We start from the raw sequence: 18,735 nt of genomic DNA, 5'->3' as shown, positions 1-18,735 counted from the left end.
TCTCTCGCTCGCGTCCTCTCCGCTTCCCTCTCCGGCGCCCAGTCCCCCATCGTCCCTTCCCCCAGGGACGCTCGCCTCCCTCTCTCCTTCGCTCAGCAGCGCCTCTGGCTCATCGACCAGCTCCAGCTCGGCAGCGCCGCCTACAACGTCCCTCTCGCCATCCACCTCTCCGGCCAGCTCTCTCTCCCAGCCCTCCAGCGCGCTCTCGACGCCCTCATGGAGCGGCACGAGTCCCTGCGCACCTCCTTCACTCTCCACGACGGTCAGCCCTTCCAGCTCATCGCGCCCTCGCAGTCATTGCATGTGGCGCTGTTCGATCTCTCCACCCAGCCGGACGCTGATGCGACGGCGCGCGCGCTGGCGGTCGAAGAGGCGCAGCGGCCCTTCAATCTGGCGCAAGGACCCGTCATCCGCGCGACGCTGCTGCGGACCGCGCCTCAGCACTACGTGCTGCTGCTGACGATGCATCACATCGTCTCGGATGGTTGGTCGCTGGAAGTGCTCTTCCGCGAGCTGAGCGCGCTCTACACCGCGTTCACGCGGGACGAGCCCTCGCCCCTCGCGCCGATGGCCATCCAGTACGCCGACTTCGCGGTGTGGCAACACCAGTGGCTGCACGGTGAGCGGCTGGACGCCCAGCTCGCGTATTGGAAGGAGCAACTCACGGGCGCGCCGTCCTTCCTGCCGCTGCCGACGGACTTCCCGCGTCCTCCCTCCCAGTCCTTCCGTGGCGCCGTCGAGAGCATCACACTGCCGCCCGCGCTCCTCGAATCGCTGGTGCGGCTCAGTCGGAAGGAGGGCACCACCCTCTTCATGACGCTGCTCGCGGGTTTCCAGCTCCTGCTCTCGCGCTACTCGGGACAGGACGACATCAGCGTCGGTACGGCCATCGCGAACCGCAACCGCGCGGAGCTCGAGGGCCTCATCGGCTTCTTCGTCAACTCCCTGGTCATGCGCACGCGGCTGTCCGGCGAGCCCACGTTCCGCGAGCTGTTGCGTCGCGTGCGTGAGGTGTCCCTGGGCGCGTATGCCCACCAGGATGTCCCGTTCGAGCAGGTCGTCGAGGCGCTCCAGATTCCGAGAGACCCTCGCTACTCGCCCCTCTTCCAGGTCCGCTTCAACCTGCAGGACAGCCCCTATGGCCATCTGAAGATGGCGGGGCTCGACGTGTCGATGCTCGAGACGGAGTGGAACTACACCAAGTTCGACCTCCACCTCTTCATGAGCGAAGCCGCCGAGGGCCTGCAGACGTCCTTCGCGTACAGCACGGACCTCTTCAAGCCGGAGACCATCCGCCGGATGCTCGGCCACCTGGGCCAGCTGCTGGAGAACATCGCGGCCAACCCCGATGTGCCCATCACCACCGTGTCCCTGCTGACGACGGAGGAGCAGCGGCAGCTCACCCGGTGGAACACGGCTCCCGCGTTGGCGGCCCCCTCGACGTGCTTCCACGCGCGGTTCGAGCAACAGGCCGTCGCCACGCCGGACGCCACGGCGCTCGTGTCCGAGGACCAATCCCTCACCTATCGACAGCTCAACGAGCGCGCCAACCAGCTCGCCGCGCATCTGCAATCGCTCGGCGTGGGACCGGACCGCGTGGTGGGCCTGTACCTGGAGCGCTCGCTCGACCTGCTCGTGGGCTTGCTCGCCATCCTCAAGGCCGGTGGCGCGTACCTTCCGATGGACCCGGGGCTCCCGCGGGAGCGACTCGCGTTCATGGTGTCGGACCAGCGACTGCCCGTGGTGCTCACGCAGGAATCCCTCCGCGCATCGATTCCTCCGGGTGAGGCGCACGTCTTCTGCGTCGACTCACAATGGAAGGAGCTCGACGGGCGGCCTCGCGAGAATCCACCGCTCACCGTCGAGCCCCAGCACCTCGTGTACGTCATCTACACGTCCGGCTCCACGGGGCGGCCCAAGGGCGTGGGCATCACGCACGGCAACCTGAGCCACTACCTGTCAGGAATCGCCCGCGTCCTCGATGTGCCACCAGGGCTTCGCTACGCCACGGTGTCCACGTTCGCCGCGGACCTGGGCAACACCATGGTCTTCCCGGCGCTCGCCACGGGCGGGGCGCTCCACATCATCTCCGACGAGTGCGCCTCCAATCCCGAGGCCATGGCTGAGTACATGCGCTCGCGGAGCATCGACTGCCTGAAGATCGTCCCGTCGCACCTGACGGCGCTGCTCACGGCGTCCCGTCCCGAGCACGTCCTGCCTGCTAAGCGGCTGGTCCTCGGCGGCGAGGCATCGCGCTGGGAGCTGATGGAGCGGGTGCAGACCCTGGCGCCGGAGTGCCGGGTCATCAACCACTACGGCCCCACCGAGACGACCATCGGCGTGTTGACCTGGGCCGTGCCGCAACGCCTCGTCGCGAAGCCCGCGCCCACCGTGCCGCTCGGCTTCCCCATCGGAGACACCACCACGCACGTCCTCGATGCCCACCGGCAGCACGTGCCTGTCGGCGTGCCCGGAGAGCTGTTCATCGGTGGACCGGGTGTGACGCGCGGCTATCTGGGACGGCCCGAGCTCACCGCTGAGCGCTTCGTGATGTTCGGCGAGGAGCGCGTCTACCGGACAGGAGACGTGGTGCGACGGCTCGCGGACGGAGCGCTCGAGTTCCTCGGCCGTATCGACCATCAGGTGAAGATTCGCGGCTTCCGCATCGAGCTGGGGGAGATCGAAGCCATCCTCTGCCAACAGCCCGAGGTGCGTGACGCCGTGGTGCTCGCGCGCGAGGACGACGTGGGCACCAAGCGGCTCGTCGCGTATCTCGTCTCCCACCCAGGACAGACGCTCGCCACCGAGCCGCTGCGCGAGCGGCTCGCGCAGCAGATGCCGGAGTACATGGTGCCGGCGGTCCTCATGGTGTTGGAGGCGCTGCCCCTCACGCCCAACGGGAAGGTGGACCGCAAGGCGCTCCCCGAGCCCGTGAGCCCCAGCGCTCCGAAGCCGGCCGAGGCACAGGTGCCCCAGTCGCCCACGGAGCTGCTCCTGGCGGACATCTGGAAGCAGGTGTTGCGAGTCGAGCACGTGAGCCCGTCGGACAACTTCTTCAAGCTGGGAGGCGACTCCATCCTGAGCATCATGGTCGTCGCCAAGGCCATCCAGGCCGGGCTGCAGCTCACGCCGCTGGACATCCTGGAGTGCCAGAGTCTCGCGGAGCTCGCCGCGCGCGTGCGCAGCCCCGAGGAGACCCTCGACGAGCAGGCGGTGTCCGGAACGCTGCCGCTCACGCCCATCCAGAATCGCTTCTTCGAGCTGTATCCGACGGAGCGGCACCACTGGAACCAGGCGTTCCTGTTCGAGGTGCACCAGCGGTTGTCGTCCGCGCAGATGGAGGAGGCGGTGCGGAAGCTGATGCGGCACCACGACTCGCTGCGACTGCGCTTCGTGCAGGGCTCCGCCGGATGGGAGCAGTCCTACGCCGGGCCGGACGTAACAGTGCCGTTCAGCCACCACGACTTGAGTGCGCTGCCCGCGAGCGAGCGCGTCCAGGAGCAGGAGCGGCTATCGACCTCGCTCCAGAAGAGCCTGGACCTGTCCGCGGGGCCGCTCATGCGGGTGGCCTTCTTCGACTGGGGACGGGAGGAGCCGGGGCGGTTGCTGCTCATCGTCCATCACCTGGCCACGGATGGGATTTCGTGGCGGGTGTTGATGGAGGACCTCCAGACACTGTGGGAGCAGCTCGGCGCGGGGAAGGAGCTCCAGCTTCCGCCCAAGAGCACGTCGTATCAGGCGTGGGCGAGGAAGCTGTCCGAGTACGCGCAGTCGGACAAGGCGCGGCAGGAGCTGCCCACGTGGACCTCCGAGGTCTACGGCCGGGTGGCGCCGATTCCCCGAGATTTCCCCGAGGGACGAAATCTCGAAGGCTCGACGAGAATCGTGGAGGGCGCGCTCACGCAGGACGAGACGCGCGTGTTGCTCCACCGGATGCGCGAGGTGCACGGCGTCAACGTGGACCACGTGTTGCTGGCGGCACTGGTGCGGGCGCTCACGCAGTGGACGGGCCGAGCGGCCCATCTGCTCGAACTGGACAATCACGGCCGCGAGTCGATTCTCGACGGGGTGGAGTTGTCACGTTCCGTCGGCTGGTTCACGGCGCTGAGCCCCGTGGTGGTGGAGGAACCCGCGGGGGCCTCCGTGGGGACGTTGCTCCAGTCGGTGAAGGAGCAGCTCCAGGCGGTGCCCAATCGAGGCGTGGGCTTCGGAGTGCTGCGCTACCTGAGCCGGGACACCGCGGTGCGGGAACAGCTCGCGCGGCTGCCGAGGACCGAGGTGTGCTTCAACTACCTGGGCCACTTCGACCTGGTGCGCTCGGGCAACGCGCCGCTGCGGCCCGCGTCGGAGTCCGTCGGGCCTGAGCGAGCACTGGGGGGGCCCCGCTCACGCGTCCTGGACATCACGGCCTACGTCTCCGAGGGCACCTTCCACCTCGCGTGGGCGTACAGCGAGAACCTGCATGCGCGCGGAACGCTCGAGGAGTTGTCGTCGGCGTACCTCGCGCACCTGAGGGCCCTGCTCGCCACGGCGGGGGCGGCGTAGGCCCGAGGAGGGCCTCGTCACCGGGGCCCTCCTGAGGGGAGTGCCGCTTGAGGGTCAGGCTGCTTCGTCGGGGAGGAGCGTTCGGAGAAGCTCGTCGTCAGGCCCGAGCGGCCGCCACCCAGCGGGCGGCGGGTTGTCTCCCCGCGCTGACGGCCGACCTTGTCAGAAGAGCGGGCGCCCCTCGGCCAGCCGCCGGCGCACGTCCCGCAGCTGACGACGCAGCGGCGCCTCGCGCACGGCGGCGGGGACCAGGCGCATGAAACGCGCCAGACGCAGGTTGAACTTCTCGAAGGTCCGAGCGTCGTCATCCGTCCACGGCAACTGCATCAGCGCGCGGAACTCCGGCCCCAGGTAGCCCGCGACCAGTCGCTGCCGCAGCCGCAGGACGGGCGCGGGGATGCGGCGACCGAGGTACTCGAGTCGCACGATCCGGGAGAGGTAGTCGCGCGTGCGCTCGTCCATCGTGAGCCCCGCGACCTCCGCCTGCCAGTACGCACCGAAGTCGTCGCGGGTCGCCGGCCACGATTCGGGCGGCAGTTGCAGCGTCGTCCCGAACACGCTCCCCTGCTGGTAGAACCGCTCCCGGAACTCACCCTGCAGCGGGCCGTGCACGCGCTGGTAAGCGTCCTCCGCGCCGACGTACAGGCACGCCGTCACCCAGCGCTGGAGACCAGGGTCGAACGCGTTGTAGCCGACCGGATGCCCGGGCTCGGAGCGGACGCGCGCGTGGGAGGCGTTCGTCGCCCGGCGCATCGCGGCGCGCTCCTCCGCTCCGCCGAGCATCGTCACCGCGACGTACGCCAGCGTGGTGCGGGCCCGCCGCTTCGGGTTCTTGAAGAGGCTGCCCTCGTCGACCTTGCTCTCCATGACGCCGTAGGCGACGGCCTGCCGGGACAGCTGCATGATCACGTTCGCTGTACCGGCGGCGAGGATGAACCAGTTGGCCGCTTGTCGAAGCGCGTCGTTCTCCATCGCGTCCAACTGCTGCCGCCGCGGCGTCTTCGCGAGCGAGCCTCCGGCTTCATCGACCGTGGTCATGCGCGCACCCTAGCGCAGTCGTGAACCGCGGTTCACAGACCCGCGCGACGCATGCCCACGGCGCGCTTATTGGCAATCCTTATTGGCATTGCCTATTGGCAATCGGAGCTGCAGCTCGGTCGCGCTCAGCCCCACCGACAGAGCGTTACTTCGTCGACTCGGTCGCGCCGTCCTCCAACAGCCGGCCCCACAGGGACGAGTCGTCGACGACCAGTCGTCCCGCGGACAGCTTCACGCTCCGGTCGATCTGCGCCTTGCGGAACTGCCTCGGCGGGATGCTGGGCTGCTTGGGGTCCATGTCGTTGACCACCATCTGCTCCTGCAACCGGATGACCTCCGTCGTGAAGCTCAGCGCCGCCGTGTAGTCGTACCGACGCAGCCACCGGCTCGGCAACGAGCGCGACGCCGTCCGGTTCAACTGGAAGAGCGCCGGGCTCGCGCACGCCCCCTCCGCCGTCAACACCGGCTCGTTGATGAAGCGATTGCCCCGCTGCAACAACACCCGCACCGCGCGCTGGCACGCCGTCCCCATCGGCCCCGCGCACCGCTCCCCCTCCGCCACCAGCATCTCCACCCCGCCCATCCGCTCCAACCGCAGCTTCGCGTTCTTCGTCCGCGAGCGCAGCACCCCCAACGCCTTCACCGCCAACCCTCGCGGCGTCGACTCCACCAACGCCACCGGCCCCAGCCCCTCGCCATCCGCGAAGTGACGCGCCACCGCCCACACCAGCCGCAGCTCCGGCCGGATTTCACTCACCACCACGTCCCCCGCCGTCAGCGTCGTCGGAGGCAACATCGCCGCCGTGGAGCCCGCCTCCACGCACTCCCCCGGCGCAGGGTCCTGCCAGAGCACCGGCGTCCCCATGCAGTCCGTGACGGGCGTGGCCACCTGCCACGTCCGCGTGTCGTAACCACTCAGCAGCAACGGATAGAGCACCTCCGCCCGCCACTGGTCCGGAGACAGCGCGTGCACCCCCGTGGGCCGCTCCGAGAAACACAACGCCGCCACCGCCGGCGCCGCGCGCACCGGCGCGGTGCTCTTGCACCCGGCCAGCGCCAACGCGCACCCCAACACCCCACCCCACTTCAACAACCGTGTCTTCCTCATGTCCCTGATGACTCCCGAGCCCGGCGCTTGGACACCACTGAGACCTCCCCGTCACCACTCTTGTTCGCCGCGTCGCCCACGATGGCGTGGTACGCCTTCGCGAACTCCGGTCCGAACAACACCGCGCTCAGCTCGCGCTCCTCCTCCATCAACGTCCGGACCCGCTCCTCCAGTCGCTTGAGCCTGCGCGACGCCTGGAACGGCCACAGCCGCGAGAGGAACGAGCCCCCCTTGCTCCCCTCCAACTCGCCCGGCAACAAGCGCTGGAGCAGGTCCTTCACGCCCTCGCGCATGCCGTTGAGCAAGGCAATCTGGTGGATCATCACGTCCACGAACCCGCCCATCAGCTCCTGCACCCGCTCCGCGCTGTCCGGCGCCTTCCAGTCCAGCAGGTAGCGCAACACCTCGCGCGTGTTGCGACTCTTGGAGAGCGGCGTCACGTCCCGCGGCAGCATCACCGCCATCTCCTGACCGAACTGGTCATGCCCCTGCCGCAGCTCCACGAAGGCGCGGCCGAACGTCTCCAGCACGTCCGCCAACCGGTCCAGGAACCGGTCGATGTCCGCCCCCGACTCCAATCCCTTGCTCCCCGGCAGGTACGAGCGCACGAACTGTCCCAACAACTCCCGCGCCATCACATCCAGCCGATTGGCGCCCCCAGGCGCCACCGGCACCGGCGTCACCTGTGAGTTGCCCCCGGACGACTGCGGCAGCGCCACCCCCAACGAGCGCGCGAACTGCCCGAACTGCGGCTCGTACGCCACCCCGGGCAGGCGCCGCTGCAGCTGCGCGATGAGCGACGCGCGGTCCGCCTCCGGCAGCGTGCCCGCCTGACGGACCATGGACTCGTGCAGCGTCTGCCACGCGCCGCGATACGCGTTGTAGAGCGGCACCAGCTGCTGGATGGTGCTCTGCAAGCCGCTGCTCGAGGACGCGGCGGGCTGCGGCGCCACCACGCGCACGCTGTTGCTCGTCGCGCGGCGTCCGGCCGGAGCCGTCGGCGGCTCGGGGTCCGGAATGGGGATGCCGGAGACGATGGTCCGCTGCCCCGGGTCCTGCCCCTCCAGCTCCTCGTCGAGCGCCGGCACCAGCAGCGTGCGCGGGCTCACCTCGTCCTGGCGGCGGGCCTGTGAAATCGCCGCGTCGCTCAGGGCGGGCAGCATGGAGGTGGCCACCACCTGCTCGCGCCCCTGCACCGGCGTCGGCTTGAAGCTCATGGGCGTCCCGTCATCGGGGCCCTGTAGCGTGGCCAGCGCGCGGAACTGCGTCATGCGCGACTGCCCATCCCCCACCGACGCCGCGGCCTCCCGCGACAAGCGCATCTCGATGGTGCCGATGGTGACCCGCGTCTCCTCGCCCACCCGCACCGGGACGTTCTTGTCGATGCGCCGCCCGTCGATGCTCAAGCCATTCGTCGAGCCCAGGTCCACCACGTGGATGGACTTCGGGTTGAACCGCACGAGCGCATGAAACAGCGACACGAACGTCTTCGGGATGGAGATGTCGTTGAGCTGGTTGCGACCGATGCGGACAGGCGAATGCGTGAAGACATACTGCCGCTCCTTCGGCGGCTGCGTCTCCAGGTCCTTGATGCGGATGACGAGGGGCAGCACGGCTCACTCCTATCCCGAAGCGGTGGGGGGGCGCCCCCCCGGGGGTGTACCTCGTGAGAGTTCGTCACGGCCCGGCGGGAGGCATCATCCCTCCCCCAGGTCCGAGATGCACCACCCGACTGTCACGTGTCTGAGAATGCGAGGTCCCACTCGCCCCCGGCCCCCAGGCCCACCCGCAGGCGGCTCGGGACGCCTCCCGCGGCGAGCCGCTCCAGGACCTCCAACGACAGCCGGGGCATCAGCGAGGCGCGCAGCACGTGGTCCACATTGCGCGCCCCCGAGTCGTTGTCCTGGCAGCGCCGGGCGAACTCCTCGTACACCTCCGGGGCGAACTCCGTCTTGACCCGGTGCGACGTGTGCAGCCGCTCCGCCAGGGCTGAAAGTTTCATCTCGGCGATCTGCTTGAGCACGTCCCGGGCGATGGGCAGGAACGGCACCACCGACATGCGCGCCAGCAGCGCGGGCTTGAAGTGCCGGCTGAGGATGGGGCGGATGGTCTCGCTCACCGTGTCCGTGCTCGGCGCCTCCGGGCCCGCGTACAGCTGCATCAGCGCGTCCGTGGCCAGGTTGCTGGTGAGGATGACCACCGTGTTGCGGAAGTCGATGAGCCGCCCCTCGCCGTCGGACAACATGCCCTTGTCGAACACCTGGTAGAAGAGGTTCATCACCTCCAGGTCCGCCTTCTCGCACTCGTCCAGGAGGACGACGGAGTACGGCCGCTGGCGCACCGCCTCCGTGAGCACGCCACCCTCGCCGTAGCCCACGTAGCCGGGCGGCGAGCCGATGAGCCGCGAGACGGTGTGCTTCTCCTGGAACTCCGACATGTTGATGGTGGTGAGGAAGCGGTCCCCGCCGTAGAGCGAGTCCGCCAGCGCCAGCGCCGTCTCCGTCTTGCCCACGCCGCTGGGCCCCACGAAGAGCAGCACGCCGATGGGCGTGTTCGGGTTGCGGATGCCCGCGTGCGACATGCGCAGCGTCTCCGCCACCGCGCGCAGCGCCGCGTCCTGGCCCCGCACCCGCGAGCGCAGGGTCTGCTCCAGCGAGAGCACCGCGCCCACGGAGCTGCTGCGCAGCTTGCCCACCGGCACGCCCGTCCACCCCGCCACCACGCGCGCCACCACGTCCGGGTCCACCTCCACGTGAATCAGCGGCGACTCGCCCTGCAGCGTCTCCAGCTTCGCGCGCGCCTGGGCCACGTCCGCCTTCAGCTTCGCGGTGTCCGCGCCGGGCTCCGCCGCCTCCAGCGCCGCGCGGGCCTTCTTCACCTCGTCCACCGCCGCCCGCTCCTGCTCCCAGCGGGCCTTCACCGTGGCCACCTGGTCGCGCGTGGCGGAGAGCTTCTCCTCCAGCGTCGGCCCCTCGTCCTCCTCCTTCGGCACGTGCCCCGCGGCGAGTTCCCGCTCGCGCACCCCCAGCTCACGCTCCAGCGCCGCCAGCCGGGACTCCGCCTCCACCAGCTCGTCCGGCCGGGCGCTCTGCTCGATCTTCACGCGCGCCGCCGCCGTGTCGAGCAGGTCCACCGCCTTGTCCGGCAGCTGCCGCCCGGAGATGTAGCGGTGGGACAGCTCCACCGCGGCCACCACCGCCTCGTCGCGGATGGTGATGCCGTGGGACTGCGCATACGTCGGCGTCAGGCCGCGCAGCATCAGCACCGCGTCCTCCTCCGACGGCTCGTCCACCTTGATGGGCTGGAAGCGCCGCTCCAGCGCGGCGTCCTTCTCGAAGTACTTCTTGTACTCGGCCCACGTGGTGGCCGCGATGGTGCGCAGCTCGCCGCGCGCCAGCTCCGGCTTGAGCAGGTTCGCCGCGTCGCCGCCGCCCTGCTGGCCTCCCGCGCCGATGAGCGTGTGCGCCTCGTCGATGAAGAGGATGATGGGCTTGGGCGAGCCCTTCACCTCGGAGATGACCGCCTTGAGCCGGTTCTCGAACTCCCCGCGCACCCCCGCGCCCGCCTGCAGCGCGCCCAGGTCCAACCCGAGCACCTCCAGGTTGCGCATCGACTCCGGCACGTCGCCCGCGACGATGGCCCGCGCCAGCCCCTCCACCAGCGCCGTCTTCCCCACGCCCGGCTCGCCCACGATGATGGGGTTGTTCTTGCGCCGCCGCGCCAGCACGTCGATGACCTGACGAATCTCCCGGTCGCGTCCGAAGATGGGGTCGATCTTCCCGTCACGCGCCTTCTGGGTGAAGGAGTTGGTGAAGCGCGTGAGGGCCTCCTCCCCCCGTCCGCCTCCCGCCGCCGGCGCCGCCGAGGCCGCGCTGCCCACCTCCGCCGCCTCCTTCGAGCCGCCGACCACCTCGTCGAAGACCTTCTTGAGCGCCTCCACGGAGATGGCGTCCAGCGCCGGATAGGACTCCGCGGAGTAGCGCGAGGAGCGCGCAATCCACTGCCACATCAGCGTGCCCGAGCGCAGCCGCACCGCCCCGTGCTCCAGCGAGGCCACCAGCCACGCGTCCTCGAACCACTGGAACAGGCTCTCGGAGAACACGGGCCGGCCCGCGTTGCCCGTGCGCAGCTCGCGCAGCGCGTCCTCGATGGAGCCGATGACCTTCGCGCGGTCCACCTGGAAGTGGCGCAACAGCCGCGAGGCCTCGCCGTCCTCGTCCTCCAGCAGCTGGCGCAGCAGGTGCTCGGGGATGATTTCGTAGCAGCGCGCGGTGCTCGCCCGCGACACGGCGGCCTCCAGCATCCGCGTGGCCGAGGGCGTCAGGCGCCGTACGAGGGTCTTGGGTTCAACGCGCATGATTTCGCTCCAGGGTTTTTGCTGGCGGCGGGTGGGAACACCGAAAGGACGGCGTCATGACGGCGAGGGCGGCGCGGCGCGGCGGGGGGCGGCCGGGAGCGGCACGGTGCGCAGGCGCAGACGCGTGTCGCTCCGGCGCTGCCCCAGGTAACAGTCCTGGCCCAACCGGGAGGCCGACTGGGTCGCCAGACGGAAGCGCGGCAGCTCCGCCTCGCGCACGCCCAGCACCAGCGAGCAGTCCAGAGGGTCTCTCACAACCAGGTCCACCACCTCGCGCACCACCGGGGACAAGTCTCCCTCGGGCATCAGCCGCCGGTAGACGTCCCCCTCCAGGGGCGCGATGTGGATGTCGAAGCTGCCCGAGCGGTCGAACATCTTCGAGCCGAGCAGCGCGGTGCGGCTCAGGTTCGTGTTCGTCCGCCCCAGCCGCATCCGGTTGTCCGCCTCGATGTCCACCCAGTGGCCCGAGAACTGACGCAGCGACACCTTCGCCTCGCCCAGCACGGGCGCCAGCACGTCCGTCAGCGCCAGCTCCAACGTCCCCGCCGTGCGCGAGCGCGCGGCGAGCAGGGGCGCCAGGCGCAAGAGCTGCGCGGAGGACAACAGGCCCGGGTACGGGCGCTCATAGGTGTCCAGCCCGGCGAGCGACAACAGCCGCTGGGACCAGACATCGCTGCCCTCGCGCGTCGTCTCCGCCTGCAGCGAGTAGCGCGACAGCGCCCGGTACAGGAGCGAGAGCATCCGGTGATGGAACAGGTCCAGGAAGTCGCGTCGGCGCGCGGAGTCCGGGTCCTCCTGGGCAATCTCCTCCGGGATGTAGTCCGGCAGCGGCGACACCGCGCCGGTGAGCCCGAGGAACGTGGTCATCACCTCCACCACGCGCGCGGAGCCCTCCAGCTCGCCCGACGGGGGCAGCACGCGGATGCGGCTGACGTCACCCGAGCTGAAGGTGAGCGACGGGTCATGCCGGAAGCGGATAGCCTCCTCGACGACGGGCCCCGTGCCGCCCACGGGCACCGCCTCCGACGTCAGCCGCTCGAGCAGCGCCACCAGCGGCCTGAAGGCCCACTGCCCGGGGCGTTCGCTCAAGCTCTGGACGGCCTTCAGCAGATCGTCTGTCGGCCGTTCCGGGGAAGCCACCGGTACTCCAGTCGAGAGGGTTGGAGGCGCAGCACGAGCTCGCTGAAGGAGTTGAGGCTCACGTGCGAGGCGAACAGCTCGTCGAGCACGCAGCCGAAGAGGAACGCGTCCCCCGGGCCCGTGAAGCCCGCCTCGTCCAGCTCCACCGTCACCTGCACGCCCCGCACGGGCGCGCCCTGGAGGAAGCGGGTGATGGGCTGTCCCTTCACCTCTCGCAGCGCGCCCACGCGCAGCTCGTTGGCGCGCGCGGTGGACTGGTCCGCCGTCGCCTGGAAGTTGTAGAGCGCCAGCATCGACTGCAGCGCGCCGGGCTCCAACAGCGAGCGCTGGTTGAGGCTCAAGTGGGACAAGAGCCGCCAGTGCAGCTCCGAGCCCATGGGCGGCCTGGACGGCCGCGTCACCGCGACGATGTTGCGGAAGCGCGCCGTGGTGGGCGACGCCGCGGTGGGCACGCTCAAGTCCCCCACCTGGAGCCGCGCGGGCAGCGAGCGGTTGGTGCACGTCAGCTCGATGGACAGCGTCTCATCCGTCAGTGACGGCGTCGCGTCGCGCGGGCTGCCCAACGACAGCGAGACGTCCATCGCGTCATCCAGCGGCGACAGCCCATGGTGCAGCCGATAGAAGCGCGAGGCGTTGCCCGTCGCGTGCGCGAAGTCGAAGTACGGCCGGTACTGCTGGCGCTCGGTGCGGCCCTGCGGCAGCCCCGTGACGGAGTCCACCGAGTACACCTCCATGTGCCCCGGCTCCACGCCCGAGGCGCGCACCAGGTGCTCGTGGCCCAACGAGCCGGTGCGCACCGGGTCCGCGGACGCGGCGAAGAGGTTGACCACCGGCACGCAGTGCAGCCGGAAGACGTCCTTGGGCAGCCGCCCCGGCAGCGTGGGCGGACGCTCGAACTCGAAGAGCAGCTCCAGCTTCTGGCCGGTGAGCTCGCTGGCCGCCTGCAGCCCCTTCACGTCGATGAAGAGGAACTTCTGCGGCAGCGTGAAGTACTCCTGCAGGAGCCGGTAGCCCTCCGGCACCGTCGCCGGCCACGGCCACAGGGTGTTGCCCGCCTCCAGGCCCGAGGCGCGGATGCACTCCGGCCCCAGTCGCACGGACGGACCGCCCGCGGGGTTGCGCAGCACCACGCCCTTGCAATGGCGCAAGAGCCACACCAGCAGCATCGACGCCACCGGGAGCTCCGCCTGGATGAACAGCGACAGGCCTTCTTCCGTGAAGATCTCCGCCCGGCCCTGCTCCACCAGCTGCAGCTGCGCGCGCAGCACGGGCGCCGCGGGCGAGGACTGGTCCAGCGTCGTCTCCGCCAGCGTCAGCGGCAGCAGGTCCACCGGCTGCGTCGTGCGGAAGGTGCAGACGGTACCGTCCACGGGCTTGGCGCCCACCTCCGTCCCCGCGGGAATCCGGGAGCGGCCGCGCAGCAGGCGCGCATGGGGGGTGAACTCCACCACCGAGCACGCCGGCACCACCCGCAGGTAGTGCGGCAGCAAGAGCTCCGTCAGCCCGTGAATCACCTCGGGTACCGCCCCGTCGATGCGCTCGCGCACCCGCGCCGTCAGGAACGCGAACCCCTCCAGGAGCCGCTCCACGTCCGGGTCGCCACCGCGCTCCACCAGGAGCCCGGCGAGCGCGGGGTTGACGGTGCCGAACGCGCGGCCCATCTCCCGCAAATATGTGAGCTCGCTCTGGTAGTACTTGCTGAACACCGCGACTCCCCCGCCGTACCGGTTCGCTTACCAGACCTCGACCTTGCCGCCCGGCGACATCTGCGTCCGGAAGCGGAGCATCCCCCGCGCGCCCTTGCCCGCGGGCTGCGCGGTGATTTCGAAGCGCAAGAGCAGCGGGTCCACGTCCGGGACGTGGCGCACGCTCACGTGCTGGATGCGCGGCTCGAACTCCAACACCGTCGCGCGGATGGCCGACTGGAGCGTCTGGATGGCCGTGGGGAAGGTGTGCACCAGGTCGGTGAAGTCCATGACTCCAAAGCCCGGTACCGTGGCCGAGCCGCCCTTGCGCGCGTTGAGCAGCACGCGCAGGTGTTGGGCAATGGAGTCAGTCATGTCCTGCTCACGCTCGGCCGAGCCCGTCCCCACCTCGATTCGCGACAACAACCCGCGTCCCATCCCGTCGCTCCCTCCTGCCTCGCCGCCCCGGCCCGCGCTCCCTTCAGGGAGCACGCGCCATGGCGCCCCTTACTGCTGCTTGTCCCACGTATCCTCGTGCGTCACGCCACCCTCGCTGACCGTCCAGCTGATGGTGTGGAACACGAAGGAGACCTCCTCCAGCGGAGGGTTGGTCGCGGTCGCGGGGACGATGGTGTTCTCCACCACCTGCTTGACGCTGGCGACGCGGCCCTTCGAGAACGTCACCGTGTAGAACTGCTCCGTGGTGCCGTCACCGGTGGGGCTGGGGCGGAAGAACTTGAACGTGGCGTCGATGGCCTCGTTGTTCGTCAGCGCCTTCATCAGGAGCGGCGTCGCCTTGTCGATGCGCTTGCGGATGAGCAGCGGCTGGTACTGGCGGCGGCCCGTGGCGATACCGGAACCGGCCTCGCGCGCGGTGACGACACCCTGCTCGTAGTAGACGCACTCGATGGAGTCCTCGCGACCGAGGCTCGTCTGCGTGCTCGCGCCCTTGATGTCCTTCCCGTTCGCCTTCAGGTACAGATGTACTGTCTCGGCCATGTGGCTCTCCCCCTGCTTGTTGGTGGTGTGACGCCTGCGACGTGGAACAGAAGCCCCCGTGCCGCGAGGCTCCGGACTGCATGGTGGCCGCCGCCCCTGACTGGAACGGCGACCTGAAGGACCCTTCGGCTTCGGGTCTCACGCCCGCTCAGCTCACTCCTTGTCCAGCTTGCCGACGAGCGAGAGCGTGAAGGATGCGCCCATGTACTTGAAGTGCGGGCGGACCTGCAGGTTGCAGCGGTACCACCCCGGCTGCCCCTCCACGTCCTCCACCTTGATGCGGGCGGTGCGCAGCGGGCGGCGCGAGCGCACGGACGGCGCCGGGTCGTCCATGTCCGCGACGTACTGGTTGATCCACTGGTTGAGCTCGCGCTCCAGGTCCGAGCGCTCCTTCCAGCTGCCGATCTGCTCGCGCTGGAGCACCTTCACGTAGTGCGCCAGGCGGGACATGATGAACATGTAGGGCAGCTGGGTGCCCAGCCGGTAGTTCGTCTCGGCGACCTTGCCCTCGGGGCTGTTGCCGAAGAACTTGGGCTTCTGCACGGAGTTGGCGGAGAAGAACGCCGCGTTGTCGGTGTCCTTGCGGAACACCAGGCCGATGAAGCCCTCCTCCGACAGCTCGTACTCGCGCCGCTCGGTGAGGAGCACCTCGGTGGGGATCTTCGTTTGAATCTCCCCCATGGCCTCGTACTGGTGCAGCGGCAGCTGCTCCACCGCGCCACCCGCCTGGGGGCCGATGATGTTCGGGCACCAGCGGAACTTGGCGAACGAGTCCGTCACGCGCGTGGCGAACGCCGTGGAGGCATAGCCCCACAGGTAGCGGTCATGCGAGCCGACCACGTCCTCGGTGAAGTTGAACGACTTCACCGGCACCGTCTTCTCGCTGTAGGGCAGCCGCAACAGGAAGCGCGGCATGCACAGGCCCACGTAGCGCGCGTCCTCGCTCTCGCGGAACGAGTGCCAGCGCGCGTACTGCGGCCCCTCGAACAGCGACTTCAGGTCCTTGAGCGCCGGCAGCTCCAGGAACGACGGCTGACCGAAGAACTCCGGGGAGGCGTTCGCCACGAAGGGCGTATGGGACATGGCCGCCACGGAGGCGATGTTGCGCAGCAGCGTCAGGTCCTCCGCGCCCGGTCCGATGTCGAAGTTGCCCACCACCAGGCCGTAGGGCTTGCCACCGAAGACGCCGTACTCGTTGGAGTAGACGGTGCGGTACAGGCCGGACTTCACCACCTCGGGCGCGTCCTCGAAGTCGGTGAGCAGGTCCTGCTTGGAGGCGTTGAGCACCTCCACCCGGACGTTCTCCCGGAAGTCGGTGCGCTCCACCAGGAACTTGAGCGAGCGCCACGCGGACTCCAGCGACTGGAGCTGCGTGTGGTGGAGGATTTCGTTGACCTGCGCGCTCAGCCGCTGGTCCACCTCCGCGATCATCGCGTCCACCAGCGCCTTGTCCACGCGCTCGGCGGACCGGCCCGGGGCCAGCATCTCCGCGATGAAGGCCTGCACGCCTCGACGGGCCACGTCGTAGCCGTCGTCGTTGGGCTTCATCTTCGTCTCGGACAGGATTTCGTCCAGGAGCGAGGGGGCGGCATCGGCGGTCTCGACCGGGGCCAACGCCTTGGCTTCAGTGCTCATCTGTGTCACGCCTTTTCTGAGTGCGTTTGCGAATGCCGCCCTACTCCGACTTCTTGTCCAGCCCCAGCTCCGCCATCAATCGCTGACGTCCCTCGGTGTCCCCGAGCAGCATCTGGATCTTCTTGCGGAAGGCGGGCACGTTGCCCAGGGGGCCCTTCAGCGCGTTGAGCGCCGCGCGCAGCTGCAGCAGCTGGTGCAGCTCCGGCACCTGGTTGACGATGCCCTCCGGCGTGAAGTCCGCCAGCGTCTGGAACTTCAGCGAGACAGACATGGACGCGTCAGGCTCGTTGGAGAGCTTGTTGGGCACACTCACATCCAGTGCGAGCCCCTGCTTGGCCATCACCTCGTTGAAGTTGCCCTTGTCGATGTTGATGGGCGCGCGCTCCTCCACGGGGCGCTCGTCCTGACGACCGGTGTAGTCGCCCACCACGAGGACCTTCAGCGGCAGCTCGACCTCCGACTGCGCATTGCCGGTCTCCGACTTGTAGACGATGTTGACGCGCTCCTTCGGAGCCACAGACCCTTCCTTGCTCACCGCACGACCTCCTGGTTGGGGATGGCTTCGCTGCCCCCCGTCACAGAGACACCTTCAGCGCAGCACCGGGATCAAGCAGACAAAGCCGATGATAACGGGCAGTGAAGTCAGACACCAGCGCCTCGGGCGACTTTGGAGGAGGCCGCGTGAGCGCAAGCCATCCTTCCAGACACTCCGCCGCGAGCGCCGGCTCCCAGACATCCAGCCCGTGCGTCACCGACTCCCGGTCCAAAGACTCATAGAGGGCCCGCGCCACGGGGGCCTGCCCCGCCGCCGCGCACAGCCGCGCGAGGGAAAGCCGCGCCACGAATCGCTTGCGGCCCGTGCCCGCAGCGCCCACCTGGGTCTGCAACAGCCCGATGGCGCCCGCGGGATTCCCACCCGCCAAGAGCTTGCGCGCCTCGGCCAGCACGTCCTCGCCGCCGTCGTCCTTCTCGCCGCTCGAGGCGGGTGTAACGGATGGCGCCACAGGCGTGGCGAGCACCGTGTCCAGCCAGGTCCGCGTCTCGCCGGAGGCCACGGGCGTGCCGTCGCCGAAGAGCAGCCCGGGGACGGCGGGCATGCGCTTGAGCCACGAGGCCAGCTCGCCCATCAGCGCCTGGCGCGCGGCGCCGTGTCCCAGCTCGCCCAGCGCCCGGGCGCTGAGGAAGTGCGGGTCCAGGAAGAAGCGGTGCTGGACGAGCGCCGACTCGGACTCCTCGAGCAGCTCCACCCAACGCGCGTTCGCCGCCATGCGCTCCAGGTTGGCCCGCAGCGCGGCGGGCGGCGCGGGGATGGTCGTCTTGCCGCTGGCGTCCCCTGGAGGCGGCTGGGCCAGGTGCAGGTAGAGCCCCACGCGCAGCAGTCGGTAGGGCATGGGCTCCGCGGGCGACGCGCGCCGCACGAGCCCCGCCGCGCTGGCCAACGCCGTGCCCGTCTGGCGCAGGAAGTCCACCGCGCCCTCCGCGCTCGCGAGCGCGCCCACCTCGGGCATCGCCGCCGTGGGCGCGGCCACCGGCGCGACCTTCGGCGGAGGTGGAGGCGCCGCGACAGGAGGAGTCGGCGCGCTCGGCGCGGGTGCGGGCTTGTACGTGACGGGGGCAACGGGCGGCGGGGGCGGCGCGGCCTCGGGCAGCGACGCGAGCAGGCGCTGGACACTCTCCAGCAGCGGGCGCATCGCGGGCCCGTTCACCTCGAACTTCTGGCGCGCCACCTCCGCCAGGCGCTTGGCCGCGACGTCGAGCGCCTCCACGCGCTCGCGGTCCGACGCGCCCACCTCCAGCGACGGCAGCTGATTGGACGCGCGCTCCACCAGCCACGTCACCGCGTTGGAGCGTCCGCGCATGCGCGCCAGCTCCGGGAAGAGCTCCGGCCAGTAGCGGTCCATCAGCTCGGAGACGACGACGAGGCCCGTGGCGAGCCCCTCCAGGCCCTGCGTCTGGTACAGGCCCTGGGCCAGATACGTGGCGATGCGCAGGTCCTTCGAGCTCGACTGGAGCACCTTGCCGCTGGAGTCCAGGACGAGCGCCCAGTCCACGGCGCCGCCGGTGACGGACTCCAACTTGGCCACCTCCGCGAGCACGGCGAGATAGCCGGGGTCCGCCTTGGCCGCCTTGCCCGCGGGGGACGCCGCCGACACGGGTTCCAACCACTCCTTCGCGCGCTGCTTGAGCTGCTCCAACGTCATCGCCATCTCCCCTCCTTTCGCCGTGCG

General features: G+C 69.8%; 12 protein-coding genes. 1 reads left to right on the top strand and 11 read right to left on the bottom strand.

What is annotated here, in order from left to right; genetic code table 11:
• The first annotated feature begins 48 nt into the window (after positions 1 to 48).
• A complete protein-coding gene (locus tag LXT21_RS41610) occupies positions 49 to 4,545 on the top strand; it encodes an amino acid adenylation domain-containing protein (RefSeq protein WP_323395693.1) in 4,497 nt (1,498 codons plus the stop codon).
• A 162-nt stretch (positions 4,546 to 4,707) separates the two neighbouring features.
• Here the strand turns inward: LXT21_RS41610 and LXT21_RS41600 are convergent, their stop codons facing one another.
• The 11 genes from LXT21_RS41600 to tssA form a co-directional block, all read right to left on the bottom strand.
• On the bottom strand, positions 4,708 to 5,583 hold the full coding sequence (locus tag LXT21_RS41600; RefSeq protein WP_254043808.1) for an oxygenase MpaB family protein: 876 nt from the start codon (positions 5,581 to 5,583) through the stop codon (positions 4,708 to 4,710).
• 145 nt (positions 5,584 to 5,728) lie between these two features.
• Positions 5,729 to 6,691 (bottom strand): hypothetical protein, encoded by a 963-nt coding sequence (locus tag LXT21_RS45285; RefSeq protein ID WP_267145446.1) that lies wholly within the window; start codon positions 6,689 to 6,691, stop codon positions 5,729 to 5,731.
• Complete coding sequence (locus tag LXT21_RS41590; RefSeq protein WP_254043807.1) at positions 6,688 to 8,304, bottom strand: FHA domain-containing protein; 1,617 nt, start codon at positions 8,302 to 8,304, stop codon at positions 6,688 to 6,690. The genes LXT21_RS45285 and LXT21_RS41590 overlap by 4 nt, the downstream gene beginning before the upstream one ends.
• Before the next feature lie 122 nt (positions 8,305 to 8,426).
• Complete coding sequence (gene tssH, locus LXT21_RS41585; RefSeq protein WP_254043806.1) at positions 8,427 to 11,048, bottom strand: type VI secretion system ATPase TssH; 2,622 nt, start codon at positions 11,046 to 11,048, stop codon at positions 8,427 to 8,429.
• 54 nt (positions 11,049 to 11,102) lie between these two features.
• Positions 11,103 to 12,137: a type VI secretion system baseplate subunit TssG gene (tssG, locus tag LXT21_RS41580; protein ID WP_254043805.1), complete on the bottom strand. Its 1,035-nt coding sequence runs from the start codon at positions 12,135 to 12,137 to the stop codon at positions 11,103 to 11,105.
• Between the two features lie 14 nt (positions 12,138 to 12,151).
• Entirely contained in the window at positions 12,152 to 13,894 is a 1,743-nt protein-coding gene (tssF, locus tag LXT21_RS41575; protein ID WP_254043804.1) for a type VI secretion system baseplate subunit TssF, read from the bottom strand.
• Between the two features lie 27 nt (positions 13,895 to 13,921).
• Positions 13,922 to 14,311, bottom strand: a complete 390-nt coding sequence (gene tssE, locus LXT21_RS41570) for a type VI secretion system baseplate subunit TssE (protein WP_141326401.1) — start codon at positions 14,309 to 14,311, stop codon at positions 13,922 to 13,924.
• 69 nt (positions 14,312 to 14,380) lie between these two features.
• A complete protein-coding gene (gene tssD, locus LXT21_RS41565; RefSeq protein ID WP_046714479.1) occupies positions 14,381 to 14,872 on the bottom strand; it encodes a type VI secretion system tube protein TssD in 492 nt (163 codons plus the stop codon).
• Positions 14,873 to 15,025: 153 nt separating this feature from the next.
• Positions 15,026 to 16,507 (bottom strand): type VI secretion system contractile sheath large subunit, encoded by a 1,482-nt coding sequence (tssC, locus tag LXT21_RS41560; RefSeq protein WP_254043803.1) that lies wholly within the window; start codon positions 16,505 to 16,507, stop codon positions 15,026 to 15,028.
• Positions 16,508 to 16,547: 40 nt separating this feature from the next.
• Complete coding sequence (gene tssB, locus LXT21_RS41555) at positions 16,548 to 17,024, bottom strand: type VI secretion system contractile sheath small subunit (protein ID WP_254043802.1); 477 nt, start codon at positions 17,022 to 17,024, stop codon at positions 16,548 to 16,550.
• A gap of 58 nt (positions 17,025 to 17,082) precedes the next feature.
• Positions 17,083 to 18,714, bottom strand: a complete 1,632-nt coding sequence (gene tssA, locus LXT21_RS41550; protein WP_254043801.1) for a type VI secretion system protein TssA — start codon at positions 18,712 to 18,714, stop codon at positions 17,083 to 17,085.
• Positions 18,715 to 18,735: the final 21 nt, after the last annotated feature.

Origin of the sequence: Myxococcus guangdongensis (assembly GCF_024198255.1) — a bacterium.
Classification (GTDB): domain Bacteria; phylum Myxococcota; class Myxococcia; order Myxococcales; family Myxococcaceae; genus Myxococcus; species Myxococcus guangdongensis.
Note: the sequence above shows the minus strand (reverse complement) of the source record. Positions and strands in the feature narration are given on the sequence as shown.